Origin of the sequence: Leptolyngbya sp. FACHB-321, assembly GCF_014695975.1 — a bacterium.
Classification (GTDB): domain Bacteria; phylum Cyanobacteriota; class Cyanobacteriia; order Leptolyngbyales; family Leptolyngbyaceae; genus Stenomitos.
In genome coordinates, this window is record NZ_JACJPI010000088.1 from 37,919 (window position 1) to 55,539 (window position 17,621).

Below are 17,621 nucleotides of genomic sequence, written 5' to 3' on the forward strand. Positions count from 1 at the left end.
TTAGCTAAGAGAGTGTCAAGATTGGAGCGGAGCCGCATTCTTCCGCAACCGTTATGTCGGATCTCACCGCCTCGATCGCCCAGCACTATCATGAGCGGACAAAGTACCACCCAGAAACCATCCACGCGAACCAGCCAGCAATAGACTGGAACCAGCCACCGCTACCCTATAAAGAGTACAAAATCGGTTCTGTCACTGACCTGAAGCCCTATCTGGCTGATGAGCCAGACGCTTTTAGCAATGACCCGACTGGGCTATGGTGGCGACGGTTGTCGCGCCTGCTGCTGTGCAGCTATGGACTCACTGGAAAAATTCTCACCCCCAATGCCCCTCATTATTTGAGGGCTGCCCCTTCCGCTGGCGGTCTGTATCCTGCTGAACTGTACCTCATTTCACGCGGTACACCGCTGCTGCCAGCCGGACTTTACAACTACCAGGCGTACACTCACTCCTTGATGCATTTTTGGGAGAGTGATGTTTGGACAAAACTTCAAGCTGCCTGCTACTGGCATCCAGTGCTGGAAAATACACAGCTTGCTCTGGTAACAACAGCCGTCTTCTTTCGCTCGGCATGGCGATACCGCGATCGCGCCTACCGACGTATTTGTCTCGATACAGGGCACTTACTTGGCAACATTGAGATGGCATGTGCACTCAATGACTACCGCCCGCACCTAATTGGCGGCTTTATGGACGAAGCCATGCAACAACTGCTCTACCTTGATGCTGAGCAAGAAGGGGCGATCGCGGTGTTGCCCCTTGCTGATTTGCTCGAAGTCAAGCAAAATTTGTCTTTGGCGCGGACTGCCCTGCCAAGCGCCACACAGCGCGAGTATCCGCCCCTTTCCGAGGGGCAAATCTTGAGCCACTTGCATCAAGCGACACAGCTACCGCTCGATGCGACAGCAAAAGTGAACTGGAAGCCTGCTGCAACCCAGCCCCAGCGGATCGACAAGTACAACTTTCCTTTTTGCCTGAAGGTTTCCACAGTGACTCCGCCAATTGATTGGGGCGATCGTCTGGAACAGTTAGAAACAACCATGCTGCAACGCCGTTCTACCCGTGGCTACAGCGGAGAAGCTCTAACCCTCGAAGAACTCATTGCCCTGCTGGACTTTACCTACCAGCCTCAGCACTACAGTGATCAGGGCTTGGATGCCTCTCCCGACTATTTTGATCTCAGCCTGGTCGAAACGTTTATTGCTGTTTCCTCCGTGATGGGCTTAGAGGAAGGCTGCTACTACTACGCACCTAAGGCTCAGGAACTCCGCCAGATTCGTTTCAAAAACTTCCGTCAAGAATTGCACTTTCTCTGCCTGGGGCAAGCGCTGGGTCGCGATGCTGGAGCCGTGCTGTTTCATACGGCAGACCTCAAGGCGGCGATCGCGGCGTATGGCGATCGCGTTTACCGCTACCTGCATCTGGATGCGGGACATTTAGGACAACGCCTCAACCTGGCAGCGATCCAGCTAGGTCTAGGTGTCAGTGGCATTGCTGGCTTTTTTGACGATCAGGTCAATGAAGTGCTGGGTATTCCCATTGATGAAGCCGTCCTTTACATCACCACCTTGGGACGTTCTGCCGCCTTGTCAACTTAATCTCAAGCCTGCGTTGAACCTTGCGAAACTGTGAGTGGTCTAAGGCTACACAACTGATGCATCAGTTGTACCTCCTTAATCTGAAACACTTCACAACACACAACTACGCTATGAACGTCAAACGCTTCCTTTTTTTACCCGGTGCCTTGGCGATCGCACTTTCCTATGCTGTACCCATGCTGCCTGTCGCAGCACAAACACCAACACCACCTGCTGGGCAATATCAAAAACGTGGCGTTAATCTCAACTTGACCGAAGCCCAAAAAGCGCAGCTTAAGCAAATCCGCGAATCGACCCGCAGCCAGATTGATGCGATCCTTACGCCAGAGCAAAAGGCACAGTTAGACGCCGCCAAACAACAAAGACAACAAAGACAGCCAGGAGAACAAGGGCAGTCAGGGGAGCAAAGACAGGCAGGACAAAAGCCACGCGGCAAGTGGGCAGCCCTAAATCTAACGGCAGACCAAAAAACGAGAATTCAAGCTGTCCGTCAGGATGCCAAGCAAAAGATGGATGCTGTGCTAACCGCTGAACAGCGCCAGCAACTAGAGCAACGTCGTCAACAACGATCGCAAAAACGTCAGCAACCCAGCCAATAAGTTAAGTGCTTGCTGCTGAGGTGATTTAGCGTACGTAGCGCTTGTCTGTACAATATCTTTTGCTAAAGCAGGAGCTTTTGCTAAATCAGGAGAAGGAGGGCACGTGGACTAACAAGTTCCGTACTCTCCTTTTTTGTTGTGCCACAGCTCTCGTTGTCGTGTGCATTGGATAGCAAGAACTCAGTGAGTAGCTCAGAAGCAGCCAGATGTAATGGCTGATGGCTGCTTCTTCAGCACACGTTATCATATCGTTACAACACCATGCAGCATTGAGTAGTGAAAAGGCGATCGTCAATACTTTTAGGCTAAGAGGTTGTTTGAAAAGTGTCTGGCGGTTAAAACTGCGACTACGAAAACAAAGTCCGCCTACGCGGACTACCGGAATGAAAGAGTTTAACAACCTGCGTCGGCAGGTTTGATCTATGTAGCTGCGACTTCAGTCGCCTTCAGTCGCCAAAGCGACGAGAAAGTGGACTTTTAAGACATCCTCTAAGACGCGTCTTTTATCCAAATTAAATTGAGTGCGCGAACATTCTTTAGAGGTAAACGTTGCCTTGCCTTAGCAGAGCGATGTCCTAACCTAGTAACCTTACTTAACGATGCTTGACTAACGCTTATGCTTTGAATCCGTAAGCTTGGTCTACAAATGGCTATAACGAATGTACTAACTATTGGCTGCTTTCAATTAGTGGCAGTGGCGCCAATTGAGTAACGATCATGTGAGTGTTGCAAGCAACAATTTTAGTCAGTCATTGCAGCTAAGGTTGAAGGTCATTGTCTCTTCTCCAGCCACCAATACCAACAAACTAAATGCTTGTGGCAATTACTATCAGCGATCAATCGGCTTAGTAAAGCTGAACAACGCCTTCGCTCTTAAGTAAATTAGCAGCTGGGGTATGAGACAAATGAGAGGGACGGTGTACTATGATTGCATAGGTAAGTAAACAGCTAAAGCATTTACCCTTTGCCAGATGTTAGTAAATTTGTGACCCAATCCACACAGTTCCCAGCTAAGTTAATGAGTAAAAAGAAAAAAATTGAGCCTCTTCTAGGCGAAGCGTTGCTCAAAAAAGTTAAAGAACTAGAGAACCATAGTAAAGAAGAGAAAGCGCGGGAGTGCGGTTACTACACGGTGACAAAGAACGGTGTAGAACGAGTCAATATGATGAAGTTTCTCAATGCGCTCATTGACGCAGAGGGTATTGAGCTTGATGGTAAACAAAATATAAATGGACGCGGCGGTCGCAGTGCCAGCTATCGGATTAGCGTTCAGTCCAATGGTAATTTGCTTATCGGTTCTGCCTACACTAAGCAGATGGAACTTAAACCAGGCGATGAATTTGAAATTTCCCTGGGTCGTAAGCACATTCATCTAAAGCAGATTGACCAATTGGATGAAGAAGCTTAAATGGAAACGATCGATTGGATGACTGTACTGCCCGCAGGTTTGGCGATCGCGATTTTTGTCGGCGGGTTGCTAATGATGTTCAGCAATATTTGGACAAGTCGCAAGAAATAAGAGCAGAGCAAACCTTTAAGCTTGTGGCAAGCTCATCAATTCTGCTGTAGGCATTTCGTTGCCGTCAGCAGAATCTTTTCCCATGTCCAAATAAGGATGAAGCGATTGTTGCATCAATGTGAGGCTGCATAGCAAGGTAATTTTTTCTTGCTCTAGCAATCCGATAATGTGACGGGTGTTGTGGCGATCGACAACAGGTAGTTGATGCAACCCTCTGGCTGACATCCGGGCAAGCGCGTCCTGAATTCGTTCATCCTCATGAGCGTAGAGCAGATCCTTCGTGCAAATGTCGTCCAACGTCTGAGTTGTTAAATCAATGACCGGGCGATCGCTAGCAGCATGGGTATGGCAATAAGTTTCCCAGCGGGAAATGGCACGATGAATATCCTGAAGCGTCACGAGACCAATCAGTTGCTCAGAGGCATCTACCACCAGCGCACTGCGAGATTGATGGGTTGTTAAAGCTAAACCAGCTTTGAGCACTGGCATAGTACTGGGCAACGACAGAAACGTTTGATGCATCGCCTGAACAACTAGTAACTGATGCAGCACATCCGCATTGTGATCGGGTGAATTGGCTAAGCTCGTTGACTGAATGGTTGAGAGGTTGCGGTCAAGTGGCTTTAGGCGATCAACCAGCCAAACGCTCAAGCCCACAGCCGCCATCAGCGGCAGAATGATGCGGTAATCACGGGTCAACTCAAACAGCAGCAAAATCGCAGTCAATGGTGCGCGGGCGCTAGCTGCTAGCACTGCTGCCATACCCACCATGGCATAGGCTGGGGGTGCCGCAATACTACCCAGTGAGAGCGGCAGCACAAGCGCCATCAACTTGCCATAAGCGGCACCGAGAGATGCACCCAAGAACATCGCAGGCGCGAATAACCCGCCCACTAGCCCACTGCCCAGACTGATAGCTGTTGCTGCCAACTTAAGTACCAGCAAACTCAACAGTAACGGCAACGAAAACTGTACATCCCGCAGCATCGCTTCTATAGTTTCATAGCCGATACCAAGAATTTGGGGAAATTGCAATGCGATCGCGCCAACACAAAAACCACCGATTGCCGGACGCAGCAGCATGGGTACTCGACTCATCCAGCCCATACCTGGAATTCGCCCATCGAAAAACTGCTGGGCGCGTTGAATAGACTGGGTATAGGCGATCGACACCAAACTAGCAAACAGCCCTAACCCTAGATACAACGGTAGCTCTAAGGGACTCCGCACCTCATAACTTGGCAATGTAAATGGTGGCTGCCCACCTAGCCCAATTTGAGCAATCAACGCTGCCACGACTGCTGACAACAGCACGACGCTGACGGCAGAGGTTGCAAACGTCGTGCCCAACACTACTTCCAGCGCAAAAAAGACACCTGCGATCGGCGCATTAAAGCCTGCTGCCAGGCCGGCGGCAGCACCTGCCCCTAGCAAGAGACGCTGGCGCTCCTTCGACATTTGTAGTGCTTGCCCAACAATCACGCCAATGTTGGCACCGATTTCAACGCTTGGACCCTCAGGACCCAAAGATGCGCCTGTTCCTAACGACACTGATGCTGCAACAGCTTTCCCACTGGCTCGTAATGGCGAGACGCTATCCAGTCCCTGAGATGCTGAAATCAACGCGGACAAGTTCGGTCCAAAATCCTGGAGCCACCAGCGCATAATCCCTACAAGTAGCCCACCGAGCACCGGAATGCAGGCAAGTGTCCAAAAACCCAGCGGCACAATCAATCCCATCACATCCTCTAGCATCAGGCTGTGAATGTGCTGAATGAGGTAATGAAAAAGCACCACAGCACAGCCCGTGCCACTACCAATAACCAGTGCCAACAGCAGCACGAGGGTTTCAGGCGCAGGTTGCAGGCGGTTCAGCGTGCTGGCAAGCACAGGCTTTGGTGGACTCAGCACAGTCGCTGGCGGTGTCTGAGGTGTCAGAACGTTGGGAGAAGGGCTGGCAGTCATCAGGCTAAGAGCGATTATGAGATCAGAGTTAACTTTTATTGCTAGTTTTATCTTCGCTTATTTCTACGATCGCTTCCGGGGAGAACGTCTTCATAAGGTGCTGAAAGAGCTGAACCCTAATGCCCTTGTTCAGTTCAACCGCTAAAGCGCTAATTTTGCAGGGCTGTGTAATCCAACAAGCTTCTGATCAGTCCTGTTAGTAACGCCATCCTTTAACGTCGCCAAAGACAGCTAAGTTGCTGCTGACTACAAGCCGAAGTTTGGAGAAAATCGTACTTGCTGCAAAGTCACTCTTGCTTCAAAATCACTCAGGGACGATCGTAAAATGAGCTTGCCTAACCCCCAACAAACATCGCTGCTGTTTAGATGAAGAAACTTAAATGGGTACTCTGACAGTACTGCCAACTCTAGGTAACGCAAGCTACACTAAGCGAGGCAATTGTTCTAGCCAATTAAAAGCTCTACCTAGGCATAGTTAATACCTTTAGTCGATGCTCTCAATCGACATGATACAGCGCCTTATAGCCAGCACTACCTGCCTCAACTATGAAGCTTCAAGCGAGAAACCTGGATGGAAGCAAAACCTGAAAACACTTTTTATGCCTGGTCAAAGCATTCTTGTGTCAACGACGCAACCATTAGGCTACAACTCGAAGCATAAATTTAAGGAAAATTTGGGCTAGATGATTCAAGTGTACATCCCGCAAGGGTCTGTATACTGGTACTTAGAGCTTATATCGAGAAAATTTATACGCTTGAACGTTACGAGCTTAACGGATACGAAATAGTCTTTTGAGAGCTGAGGCTATAGTCATCCGCTGAGGCAAGAAAATGCTCCTTGTGACCAACTGTTTGCAAAATAACGCCTGTCGATTTGATCTAAGTAAGCCTCTGTAGTGATAGACGATTTAGATGAACGCTCATACCTTTGACACGCCTTCTCCAATCTGTCCAATCTGTCACCGTGCTGGTGTTATTAAGCCCCATAAACTTTTGCGCGGGCTGCTAACGTGTCAAAACTGTCGCGAACGCTTGGTAGTGAGTTGGAGCGGTCATTATGTGCGTGACCCCTTTACTCTCAGCAATCTACCAACTGGACATCGGCTACGCCGCGAAAGCCGTCCTCTTGCCCGCGTTCGACGTGACTTTAGGTTGAGTGGGCTTTCGGCTGTTTGGACTGTTTTAGGAAGCGCTATTTTTATGGGCACTGCCTTGTTCCTAATCCAAAATGCGCCGATCAAGCAAGAGCCTGCGGCTCGACCTGCACTACCGCTTGTAGACGTTGAACGACCACCAAAGCAACCTTGATCAAAAAGACTCTGAGTACAAGCCACGGTGCGTTAATACAGGAACTTAACGGTTGCCTAAATTTAGCTTTGCTTGTTGTTCAAACCAGTCAATAACCTGAGCCAATCCGATTGCCTCGATCGGTACACCTGCCGCCGCCGCCATTTGTCTCAACGGTTTCATCGACGCAATGACCAACTGCGAGAAAAACTGCCGAAACTCGCGATCGACCCCTGCTTGTAAGCTCTCATCCTGGTAAACCCAAGCTTCAATCTGCTGCGGGTCTAACTGCACAATGGTGACCCCATTCGCTTGAGCGATTTGCTTGAGCGATCGCAGCGCATAAATTGCCACTCGCGCCGAAAACTTTTCCCGCGAAGTTAGCAGTGCCTTATCTACCTCCGCACATTCTTCTGGTGTTAGAAATTCATTGGATGGTTGCATGGAAGGGTTCAGCACTCAGCGATCAGCAGTCAGCTATCAGCTTAAGTGGATAAGGTGTACAGAGTAAATCGATCTTCTGGATCATCTTTGATAAGGAGTTGCATATTCTGAGGCTCTTGCCACGGTTGCGCTTTGACAACCTCAACGAACTCACTAATTTTTAAGAAGTTGTAAGCTCCACCGTATATACGGGACTGCATCGGCTTCCCAGTGTTGACATACTCGTCCCATCTGTTCAAAGATTGCTGATTGTTCTTTATCAACCAAGCATTAATAGTCCTTAGCGGTAGTGGTTCTTCAACTGATTCTCCATTTTCATCAGCTTCAATTGGCTCCATGTAATCTGCCCAAACTTCTCCCAGGCTAAATATAAGAAGCACATCTGTTACCCAACTCATTGGCAAGAACCTCTTTGCTTGCTAAAAGCTACTTGGGTTGAATCAAATAGCCACAGCGGTGTTCGCCGTTGACAAGCCAGTGAGTGCGTTCGACCTTGCAATCGAGAGCGGCGGCAAACATTTCCAGTTCGTGACCACAAACACTAGGGAAGGACTCAGCAATGTGAGAGATAGCGCAGTTATACTCTGTCAGGATAAAGCGATCGCCCTGTTCTACAGCAGCGCCATTCACATCAACGGGATGGCACTCTGCCATATAGCCTTCAGCAAGGCGAAGTGCAACTAGCTGGTCCACTCGTTCTTTGAGAGAACCGTTGCCGAGGCGATCGCGGTACTCCAGCGCTTTACGTTCCCACTGTTTCCGCAGAATAGAGCCCATCTGGTCTGCGCCCACCGTTGCCGCCAATGTGTCTAAGAGCGAAACGGCGAAATCATCGTAGCGATCGGGAAAGCGATCGCGCCCTGCTTGGCTAAGTGTGTAGCTGTAGTTGGGGCGACCCATGCCCGTTTGAATCACCTGATGGACAATCAAGCCATCCGCTTCTAAATCCTTTAAGTGTCGTCGAATGCCTTGCGGGCTGACGTGTAGCTGTTCAGCCAACTCCTGTACTGTTGACTGTCCTTGCTTGAGCAAGTGGTGCAAAATGTCTTGTTTTGTGGAGGGTTGTTGGACAGTTGTCATTCTTTTCCCAGCGGTAAAGCTGACAGCTAAGTTCACATGGCTTTACTAAAACAGCGATCGACTACGGGAGCACGGCTACGACAACCTGATATTACAACGACTTAAACACACAATCGTCTTGCCCTAAGCCATAGTCCTCAATGCCTTATTTAAGGTTCTGCTTTCGACTTTGGCAACAACATTGTTGCTAAAGTGCTTTACAATATGATTAAGCAACATCTATGTTGTTTTAATTATAGAATCGATCCGTTGTCTTGTCGCGCTGCCTCATGAACCCAGACACTCAACCTAATCAATCTGCCTCCCCTAAAGCGGCTCAGTCCACTGATAAAAGCCTCGAAGCGATGAGGCACTTCTCTATTACCTATGCTAAGCGAACCGGCACCTATTTCTGCGTTGACCCTGGCGTGACGGCAGTTGTGATTGAAGGCTTGGCAAAGCATAAAGATGATTTGGGTTCGCCCCTTTGCCCCTGCCGTCATTACGAGGACAAAGCGGCTGAAGTCGAAGCTGCTTACTGGAACTGCCCATGTGTACCGATGCGTGAGCGTAAAGAATGCCACTGCCTACTGTTTCTTACGCCCGACCATGATTTTGCAGGCGACCAGCAAGACATAACGTTTGATGAAATCAGAACGGTCACTAATCAGCAACACAGCTAGCAGTTCTGTAAGTTACGCTCCGCAAATTACTTTCTACCGACCCGATCCCCAACCTAGACCAGAGAACACTACCGATGAGTCCAACTGTTCAAAACTTGGTTAACCAGCCTTACAAATACGGCTTCATTACTAACATTGAATCCGATACGATACCGCGCGGGTTGAGTGAAGACGTTGTACGGCTGATTTCGGCGAAGAAAGAAGAGCCGCCATTCATGCTGGAGTTTCGCCTGAAGGCGTATCGTCAGTGGCTCAAGATGACGGAGCCGAACTGGCAGAATGCAACCTATCCAGCGATCGACTATCAGAACATCGTCTACTACTCCGCACCAAAGGTGAAGGAGAAAAAGAAGAGCCTGGAAGAGGTTGATCCTGAACTGCTGGATACCTTTGAGAAGCTAGGCATTCCGCTTTCGGAGCAAAAACGCTTGAGCAATGTGGCAGTGGATGCCATTTTTGATAGCGTTTCGATCGCCACGACCTTCAAAGCAAAGCTAGCCGAAGAAGGGGTAATCTTCTGCTCCTTTGCAGAAGCGGTGCAAGAGCATCCTGAACTGATCCAAAAGTACCTCGGTAGTGTGGTTCCTGCTGGCGACAACTACTTCGCGGCACTTAATTCTGCGGTCTTCAGTGATGGTTCTTTCGTCTACATTCCCAAAGGCACAAAGTGCCCAATGGAGCTTTCGACCTACTTCCGTATTAACAATGGCGATTCAGGTCAGTTTGAACGGACGCTGATTGTGGCAGAAGAAGGTAGTTCAGTCAGCTATCTCGAAGGTTGCACTGCGCCAATGTTTGATACCAACCAGCTTCATGCTGCCGTAGTGGAACTGGTCGCGCTCGACAACGCTGATATTAAGTACTCTACGGTGCAGAACTGGTATGCAGGCGACGCCAACGGCAAGGGCGGCATCTACAACTTTGTGACCAAGCGTGGCTTGTGTCAGGGCGTAAACTCCAAAATTTCCTGGACGCAGGTAGAAACAGGTTCCGCCATTACCTGGAAATACCCAAGCTGTGTGTTGGTGGGCGATAACTCTGTGGGTGAGTTTTACTCGGTCGCGCTGACGAATCACCATCAGCAGGCAGATACGGGCACCAAGATGGTTCACATTGGCAAGAATACGCGCAGCACCATTATTTCTAAAGGCATTTCGGCTGGACAGTCCAAAAACAGCTATCGCGGGTTGGTCAAGATTGGTCCTAAGGCAACAGGCGCACGGAACTATTCGCAGTGCGACTCTATGCTGATTGGCGACAAAGCTCAAGCCAATACCTTTCCCTACATCCAGGTGCAAAACAACAAAGGCAAAGTGGAACACGAAGCGTCAACGTCCAAGATTGGCGAAGACCAGTTGTTCTACTTCTCCCAGCGCGGTATCTCATCCGAAGACGCGATTTCGATGATGATTAGCGGTTTCTGTAAGGATGTGTTTAACCAGTTGCCGATGGAGTTTGCAGTGGAAGCCGATCGCCTCCTCAGCCTCAAGCTCGAAGGTAGCGTTGGGTAAAGGCAGTGTTTAGTAGTTAGTTATTGGCTATTAGTGCTGAAGGCGTGCTCTTGGTGGCTGATTGCCAGGCACTAATAGCTAATTTTTTTAGAGGTTAAGGATGATTAGCGAGAACAGCGAAGTGATTTTGTCCGTGCGGAATTTGACCGCCGACGTAGATGGGATTCAGATTCTGAAAGGGTTGAATCTGGAAGTAAAAGCGGGTGAAGTTCATGCCATTATGGGTCCCAATGGGTCTGGCAAAAGCACCTTTTCTAAAGTCCTAGCCGGTCATCCTGACTATATAGTGACGGGTGGCGAAATTAGCTTTCAGGGCAAAAACCTGCTGGAGCTAGAGGCAGAAGAGCGCGCACGATCGGGCATTTTCCTTGCCTTCCAATACCCCATTGAAATTCCTGGCGTCAGCAATCTCGACTTTCTGCGCGTTGCCTACAATTCCAAACGCAAGCACCAAGGTTTAGAAGAACTGGATGCGTTCGATTTTGATGATCTGGTGCGGCAAAAGCTGGATATTGTCAAAATGGACCCTGCGTTCCTTAGCCGCAGCCTGAATGAGGGCTTTTCGGGCGGTGAGAAGAAGCGCAACGAGATTCTTCAAATGGCGATGTTGGAACCAACGCTAGGCATCCTGGACGAAACGGATTCGGGGTTGGATATCGATGCACTCAAGATTGTGTCGAATGGCGTGAATCAACTGGCAAACGCAGACAATGCGATCGTCCTGATTACTCACTATCAGCGCTTGCTCGACTACATTACGCCTGATTATGTCCATGTCATGGAAGGCGGACGCATTCTCACTACAGGTGGCAAGGAACTGGCGCTAGAGTTAGAAGCCCGTGGCTACGACTGGGTGCGTGAAGAGGAGGCAGTAGCAGCACAATGACAACTCAGTCTACTGTTTCTGATGTCGCACCAACAAACGGGAAGTTGAAGGTCGATCGAGCTACCTACCTTCAAAAGCTAGTGAGTTTGCGTCCAGAACTGGATGCATCAGCGGGTTGGTTAAACGTCATTCGCGATCGTGCCACTGCTAGGGTTCAAGAGTTGGCAATTCCGTCTACTCGAGACGAAGAATGGCGCTTCACTGATCTATCAGCCTTACTGCAAGTTACCTTCCAAGCAGTTAATGAGCTAGCGCCTACACTAGGGTTTGCTGCGATTCAGCCATTTATTCTGCCAGAAGCCGTGAGCAGCCGCCTGGTCTTTGTTGATGGACGCTACGACGCAGCGTTGTCGGCAGTCGATGATTTGCCCGATGGGATACTGGTTACTCATCTGGTTGCTGGCGCAGAACTCATTGAGCAACTGCCGCGTTATCTGGCACAGCAGCAGGGCGCAGAGGAAACATTCACAGCACTGAACACTGCTAACCTGAGCGATGGGGCCCTCGTTTGGGTAGAGAAAAATCAGGCGATCGCTCATCCCATTCAAATTCTGTACGTTTCAACTGCCACTCAGCCGACGATCGCCCATCCTCGCGCACTGGTTGTTGCAGAATCGGGTAGCAAACTGATGCTGGTTGAAGACTACGTCACACTGTATGACGGCATTTACTGCACCAATCCTGTAACGGAAATCTGGTTGAGTGATAATGCAGAAGTGAACCACACCCGTATTCAGCGCGATAGCATTGAGGCGTTCCATATTGGTAAAACGGCTGTTTCGCAAGCGCGGGATTCTCGCTACACCTGTAATGCGGTGAGTCTTGGTGCGAAACTCTCTCGCCATAATTTAGAGGTTTACCACACTGGTGAGCAGACCGAAACAGCGTTGAACGGATTGACCATTATTAGTGGTGAACAGGTGGCGGATACGCATAGCACGATCGCCTACACCCATCCCCACGGCAGCAGCAATCAGATTCATAAGTGCATTGTGGACGATCGTGCCCATGCAGTCTTTAACGGCAAAGTCTTCGTACCCAAAGCCGCCCAACTTACGGATGCCAAACAACTAAGCAGCAACCTACTGCTGTCACCTAAAGCCCGGATCGATACTAAACCTCAGCTTGAAATTACCGCTGATAACGTGAAATGTACTCACGGTGCCACGGTTAGTCAACTCGATAGCGATGAAGTCTTCTACCTGCAAAGCCGCGGTATCGATGAAGACAACGCCCGCAAATTGTTGACCTATGCCTTCGCCTACGAAGTGATTCAAGAGATTCCCGTTGCATCGCTGAGAGAGAAGTTGGCGGCGATCGTTCGTACTCAGCAAACCTAAAACTCTTTGTCTGTAGGGACGTTATATGTAATGTCCCTACAGACGGCTAATCTAACCCTTATCCCTTATCCCTTCCGCTCCCCTTGCCCCTCATTCTCTCCCCCTTCTGCCATGACCCTCACTCAAGAAAAGCCTATTGCAGCTAGAGTTCGTGCTGATTTCCCCATCTTGCATCAGCAGATTCATGGCAAGCCGTTAGTGTATTTGGACAATGCGGCGACATCGCAGAAGCCGATTGCGGTGCTGGATGCCCTTCGCCATTATTACGAGCACGACAATGCTAATGTGCATCGAGGTGTGCATACCCTCAGTTCGCGGGCAACTGATGCATACGAAGGAGCACGGGATAAGGTAGCAGCCTTTGTGAACGCAGCGTCGCGGCAAGAAATTGTCTACACCCGTAATGCTAGTGAGGCGATCAACCTGGTTGCTTATGCGTGGGGTAACGCCAATGTGAAGCAGGGCGATGAGATCATCCTCTCCGTGATGGAGCACCACAGCAACCTGATTCCCTGGCAACTACTGGCACAACGAACGGGCGCAGTGCTGAAGTTTGTCGAGTTAACCGAAACCGAAGAGTTTGATCTGGAGCATTTTAAGTCGCTGCTGTCAGACAGAACAAAACTGGTTTCGGTCGTGCATGTGTCCAACACCTTGGGCTGCATCAACCCGGTGAAGGAGATTTGTGCGCTTGCCCACCAGTACGGTGCGAAAGTCTTGATTGATGCTTGCCAAAGCGTTCCTCACATGGCGATCGATGTACAGGCAATCGATTGTGATTGGCTCGTTGCCTCTGGACATAAAATGTGCGCGGCTACAGGAATTGGCTTCCTCTATGGCAAGTTAGCGTTGCTGCGATCAATGCCTCCTTTCTTGGGTGGTGGCGAAATGATTGCAGACGTTTTTCTGGATCACTCAACCTACGCGGATTTACCCCATAAGTTTGAGGCGGGTACACCTGCGATTGCTGAGGCGATCGCCTTGGGTGCAGCCGTTGATTATTTAAGTGCGATCGGCATGGATACTATTCATGCGTATGAAGAGGAACTCACTAGCTACCTCTTTCAGCAGCTTCAGCAAATGCCGGAACTGAGGCTGTATGGTCCTAAGCCCAATGCGGATGGCAGTGGACGTGCAGCATTAGCTGCCTTTACTGCTGGGGATGTGCATCCTCACGACCTCTCTACCATCTTGGATCAGTCAGGCGTAGCAATTCGAGCGGGACATCACTGCACCCAACCGTTGCATCGGCATCTTGGCGCTCAATCGACTGCACGCGCTAGCCTCTATTTTTACAACACCCAGGAAGAGATTGATATCTTCATCGCGTCGTTGAAGGAAGCCGTTGAGTTCTTCGGCAGTATTTTTGGCTAACGTTAGTCAACCCTTGCTGAATCTTCGCGGTTTTTACGGATCTTCACTTGCTCGATAGTATTGTGTTGTGTAACACTTGGCTTGTATTCGCTTATGCCCCCGTGTGAATACGGCTTTTCGCGTCCAGTTGAAGCACACTTTCTGGAAGAAATCAGTGAAAACCGTAACTCGCGATCGCTTTAACGTTAAGGCAACGAGAAAGGCAACTTTTTTAACCCGTAGATATGCTGTCTTGTTTGCAGGAGCGTGCCTCTTGACTACCGCGATCGCGCATCATAGCAAAAGCAAGGTCTCTCAGTGTAATCAATTGGTAGCGATCGTTAATAAAGTTGCTGAAGCTCGACCGGAAAGGATAGGCATGACGATCGCAGAAGACAACCGCCTGTTGCTGAGAGCTGCCATTGAACTGGATGGGTATGCCGATAACTTGGCTGGAATGGAGTTTTCTAACAAGCAGATTCAGATTTTGCAGGCACAATTTATTAAGCTCTATCGAGACACAAGTAGAGCAAGCGATGCCGTCGTCAGTGCACCCGTAACTAATCTGCAAAGTGTGCAAAAGGCAAACAGGACCTTTATTGCAATTCAAGAGCAAGAAGGTCCGTTAGTGCAAGAAACAAACCAATACTGTCAGAGCGATGCATGGAGCTTCCCCAGCATCTAGGGTTCTTCCTTTTGAGAGGCTTGGTATCACTGCACTAAGGACAGATTAAGATCTACTGCTGCCCTGACATAATCAGAAAGTCCAAACTTTTGAAGGGTGGATTAAGCAACAGTGGAGATTAGAGAAGCATGATTAAGTCCTGGATGGTCATTGGTGCCGTGACTTTCTTAGTGGCGCTTGCTAGCAACATCCTGCGACCGAAAGATGTGAAATGGTTTGCACGCTTGCGTCGTCCTCGATGGTTAACGTTTGAACCCTTAATTCCCCTGATCTGGATCGTCATTTTAATTGCTGGAGCCTGGTCTGCCTATATTGTTTGGGAACGTGATCCTGGCAGCAGCAAAACCTGGTCGCTCATGATTGCGTATCTATTGCTGGAGCTGGCGATCGTCCTCTACTCTCCGGTCACTCTATGGCTGCGAAGCCTGAAAGCAGGTACATTGATCGGTGGTATTGGGGTCATTATTGGGCTAGTTCTGACCTTCGCTGTCTGGCAGATCTCAGGGTGGGCAGCGTTGCTGCTTGTGCCGTACTTACTCTGGAGTCCGATCGGTACCTATACGACTTGGGTAATGGGCAAATTAAACCCAGAGTCGGCGTAATTGGCGTAAGGATGCCTCTGAAGTGTGGTTAAAGAAAGCTGGTAAAAGAAGGTTCAACATTTCCACATAACTGCCCGTAAAACGAGATTTTTTTGTCTAAAAGACTGTAAAGCCTCCCTGAGCGTTAGGATCGAAAAGGTTTTCTAAACCAATGACCGCACCCTGGAGTAAGTAGACATCATGACACGCGCCATCATCGAAACCGATAAGGGCACCATTAACATTGATTTTTTTGATGCTGATGCACCCAATACGGTAAAAAACTTTGTCGATCTCTCTGAGAAAGGCTTCTATAACGGGCTAGCCTTCCATCGAGTAATTCCTAACTTTATGGTTCAAGGCGGTTGCCCCTTAGGGACGGGCACTGGTGGACCTGGCTACAAAATTAAGGACGAACTTAACCACAACAAACATTTGGCTGGTACGCTGTCGATGGCTCATGCTGGACCAAATACAGGTGGTAGCCAGTTCTTTATTTGCCACTCGCCCCAGCCCCATCTGGATGGAGTGCATACAACCTTTGGTCAAACGAAAGATATGGATGTAGTCAATGCAATTCGCAAAGGCGACAAAATTCTCTCAGTGACGATCGAAAAGTAGCGGTTTTACCCGTTTTAGCTTCACTCAAACTATGTGCAGCAGTTTTTTCAACATCTACCGTTGAGAGAATTGCTGCACTTCTTGATGGACGCTGATGCCAATTTGCAAGGCTTCGTTCAATAACTCGACATATTCACTTGCCTGACTGGTCACTTCCATTGTCTTTAAAGTAGTCAAGTTGGTTTCAATGTTCATCAGCAGAGCAGCACGTCGAGCCAAAAGCCCACGATTTTGCCGCAAGATTTTCTCGGTCATTAAGCCACAAACTAGACTATTTCTAGCGATCGTTAGCGCTTCGATCGCCTGCTGACGATCCATCCTGTGAGTCTGCGAACTGTCGATCGCGTCTAGTCGTTCAACGATAGCTACTGCTTGCACAATCTCGTTATATTTATCAACTTCGTCCAGTAAGTGGGCAAGCGGTTTGAGCGTTTTACTTTTAAGTGCCATCGTTACGTTCCAGCCCACGATCACCACTGTACTGACGCTAAAGCTGACTTGCAAAAACCAAGAGATGGTTGACACATCATTCACAGAATTAGCGTGATTCCGTACTAGAAGAAGACCGATCGGCAGCGTAAAAATAAAGATTAAAACGAAGATAAAGAGTTGAGTTAAGCAAAAGGAAAGGAAGCGTTGCCGAGTTTTGAAAAGGTCAGAGCGATAAGCACCGCCGACCATTCCCCCAATAAAGAGATCGGTTACTTCCAATCCAGTAAGCTGCTCTAGCTCTTTTGCTGCGATCGTCAGTTGCTTTAATTCAGGGTTCATGTTAGCCACTCAGGTTAAGAGAAAAGGCTAACGAGCGCATTCCAAACACCTGAAAAGAAGCTGCCTTCTCTAGGACGAAACAGCTCAAACTGACCTTGTGAACCGAGGAAAGGACGCAACGTCCAGCCGAGCTGACTGCCAACAAAGCCATAAAGTACTAGCCAAAAGCGGAGAATGTTTTTGCGAACTTTAGCGCCTTGATCGCCATCATTATCAGAAATAGGCTTCATTATCTGATAGAGGAATGTAACGCCAATAATACCTGTAAGGGCAAAGATTGCCACATTAAGCAATAAGAAAAAGGAGTAGTCATTAACAGTAATCAAGAAAAACAAGGTGACGGGAGCGAAGCCGCACAGCAAGATTGCAATCACTGAAACGGCTGTGAGTAGATACGTGAAATGTTGCCCGATCGTCTGTTTAGAGCCAAAGAGCGCATTAAAGATGTATAGCGTTGGCAAACAGATGACTAAGGTAATCAGGTATAAGGCAGGTAACTTAATAGCAGAAGAAGCAACTTGGGGCAGGCTATGATAGGAGCCAATAATTGCTCCATAAATGGCGAAGAAGCACGAACTAGAAATAAGGAGCGCCGCCATTTTAGTTTTAAGCCCCACACCGTCATAAATTTCCGCTAAGAACTCTTTGCGGTCGCGTAATAATGAGATAACAGTAGAAAAATAGTTCATTGATGAATCTCCTGTAAGCGATGAGACTGA

General features: G+C 48.9%; 19 protein-coding genes. 13 read left to right on the forward strand and 6 right to left on the reverse strand.

The window, feature by feature from the left end:
• The first annotated feature begins 53 nt into the window (after positions 1-53).
• The 3 genes from H6F76_RS28405 (at position 54) to H6F76_RS28415 (ending at position 3,605) form a co-directional block, all read left to right on the forward strand.
• On the forward strand, positions 54-1,598 hold the full coding sequence (locus tag H6F76_RS28405; protein WP_190513421.1) for a SagB/ThcOx family dehydrogenase: 1,545 nt from the start codon (positions 54-56) through the stop codon (positions 1,596-1,598).
• 110 nt (positions 1,599-1,708) lie between these two features.
• Positions 1,709-2,197 (forward strand): P pilus assembly/Cpx signaling pathway, periplasmic inhibitor/zinc-resistance associated protein, encoded by a 489-nt coding sequence (locus H6F76_RS28410; protein ID WP_190513423.1) that lies wholly within the window; start codon positions 1,709-1,711, stop codon positions 2,195-2,197.
• A 1,018-nt stretch (positions 2,198-3,215) separates the two neighbouring features.
• Entirely contained in the window at positions 3,216-3,605 is a 390-nt protein-coding gene (locus H6F76_RS28415; RefSeq protein ID WP_190451695.1) for an AbrB family transcriptional regulator, read from the forward strand.
• Between the two features lie 126 nt (positions 3,606-3,731).
• On the opposite strand, the gene H6F76_RS28420 is transcribed toward H6F76_RS28415, so the two are convergent.
• Positions 3,732-5,681: a chloride channel protein gene (locus H6F76_RS28420; RefSeq protein WP_190513425.1), complete on the reverse strand. Its 1,950-nt coding sequence runs from the start codon at positions 5,679-5,681 to the stop codon at positions 3,732-3,734.
• A gap of 16 nt (positions 5,682-5,697) precedes the next feature.
• On the opposite strand from H6F76_RS28420, the gene H6F76_RS31235 reads away from it, so the two are divergent.
• Both H6F76_RS31235 and H6F76_RS28425 read left to right on the forward strand, forming a co-directional pair.
• Positions 5,698-5,826 carry a hypothetical protein gene (locus tag H6F76_RS31235; RefSeq protein ID WP_277881294.1) on the forward strand — a complete coding sequence of 43 codons (129 nt, stop codon included), beginning with the start codon at positions 5,698-5,700 and terminating at the stop codon, positions 5,824-5,826.
• A 767-nt stretch (positions 5,827-6,593) separates the two neighbouring features.
• Complete coding sequence (locus H6F76_RS28425) at positions 6,594-6,989, forward strand: hypothetical protein (RefSeq protein ID WP_190513427.1); 396 nt, start codon at positions 6,594-6,596, stop codon at positions 6,987-6,989.
• Between the two features lie 45 nt (positions 6,990-7,034).
• Here the strand turns inward: H6F76_RS28425 and H6F76_RS28430 are convergent, their stop codons facing one another.
• The 3 genes from H6F76_RS28430 to sufR are packed head-to-tail and all read right to left on the reverse strand — an operon-like array spanning position 7,035 to position 8,492.
• Entirely contained in the window at positions 7,035-7,412 is a 378-nt protein-coding gene (locus H6F76_RS28430) for a hypothetical protein (RefSeq protein WP_190513429.1), read from the reverse strand.
• 41 nt (positions 7,413-7,453) lie between these two features.
• The gene (locus tag H6F76_RS28435) at positions 7,454-7,810 is read right to left on the reverse strand and encodes a hypothetical protein (RefSeq protein WP_190513431.1); all 357 of its coding nucleotides are present in this window, start codon (positions 7,808-7,810) and stop codon (positions 7,454-7,456) included.
• Between the two features lie 28 nt (positions 7,811-7,838).
• The gene (sufR, locus tag H6F76_RS28440; protein ID WP_190513433.1) at positions 7,839-8,492 is read right to left on the reverse strand and encodes an iron-sulfur cluster biosynthesis transcriptional regulator SufR; all 654 of its coding nucleotides are present in this window, start codon (positions 8,490-8,492) and stop codon (positions 7,839-7,841) included.
• Between the two features lie 269 nt (positions 8,493-8,761).
• Here sufR and H6F76_RS28445 point away from each other — a divergent pair, with 269 nt between their 5' ends.
• The 8 genes from H6F76_RS28445 (at position 8,762) to H6F76_RS28480 (ending at position 16,131) form a co-directional block, all read left to right on the forward strand.
• Positions 8,762-9,154: a ferredoxin-thioredoxin reductase catalytic domain-containing protein gene (locus H6F76_RS28445; RefSeq protein ID WP_190513435.1), complete on the forward strand. Its 393-nt coding sequence runs from the start codon at positions 8,762-8,764 to the stop codon at positions 9,152-9,154.
• Between the two features lie 74 nt (positions 9,155-9,228).
• On the forward strand, positions 9,229-10,665 hold the full coding sequence (gene sufB, locus H6F76_RS28450) for a Fe-S cluster assembly protein SufB (protein ID WP_190451571.1): 1,437 nt from the start codon (positions 9,229-9,231) through the stop codon (positions 10,663-10,665).
• 100 nt (positions 10,666-10,765) lie between these two features.
• Positions 10,766-11,551 (forward strand): Fe-S cluster assembly ATPase SufC, encoded by a 786-nt coding sequence (gene sufC, locus H6F76_RS28455; RefSeq protein ID WP_190513437.1) that lies wholly within the window; start codon positions 10,766-10,768, stop codon positions 11,549-11,551.
• Positions 11,548-12,891, forward strand: coding sequence for a Fe-S cluster assembly protein SufD (gene sufD, locus H6F76_RS28460; protein ID WP_190513438.1), 1,344 nt, complete (start codon positions 11,548-11,550; stop codon positions 12,889-12,891). The genes sufC and sufD overlap by 4 nt, the downstream gene beginning before the upstream one ends.
• 111 nt (positions 12,892-13,002) lie before the next feature.
• Positions 13,003-14,265: a SufS family cysteine desulfurase gene (locus H6F76_RS28465; protein WP_190513439.1), complete on the forward strand. Its 1,263-nt coding sequence runs from the start codon at positions 13,003-13,005 to the stop codon at positions 14,263-14,265.
• A 154-nt stretch (positions 14,266-14,419) separates the two neighbouring features.
• Complete coding sequence (locus tag H6F76_RS28470) at positions 14,420-14,929, forward strand: hypothetical protein (protein ID WP_190513440.1); 510 nt, start codon at positions 14,420-14,422, stop codon at positions 14,927-14,929.
• 128 nt (positions 14,930-15,057) lie between these two features.
• The gene (locus H6F76_RS28475) at positions 15,058-15,531 is read left to right on the forward strand and encodes a TspO/MBR family protein (RefSeq protein ID WP_190513441.1); all 474 of its coding nucleotides are present in this window, start codon (positions 15,058-15,060) and stop codon (positions 15,529-15,531) included.
• 180 nt (positions 15,532-15,711) lie between these two features.
• Positions 15,712-16,131 (forward strand): peptidylprolyl isomerase, encoded by a 420-nt coding sequence (locus H6F76_RS28480; protein WP_190451558.1) that lies wholly within the window; start codon positions 15,712-15,714, stop codon positions 16,129-16,131.
• Between the two features lie 54 nt (positions 16,132-16,185).
• Here H6F76_RS28480 and H6F76_RS28485 read toward each other — a convergent pair whose 3' ends face one another.
• A complete protein-coding gene (locus H6F76_RS28485) occupies positions 16,186-16,902 on the reverse strand; it encodes a hypothetical protein (RefSeq protein WP_190513442.1) in 717 nt (238 codons plus the stop codon).
• A gap of 14 nt (positions 16,903-16,916) precedes the next feature.
• Positions 16,917-17,591, reverse strand: a complete 675-nt coding sequence (locus H6F76_RS28490; RefSeq protein WP_190451555.1) for a hypothetical protein — start codon at positions 17,589-17,591, stop codon at positions 16,917-16,919.
• Positions 17,592-17,621: the final 30 nt, after the last annotated feature.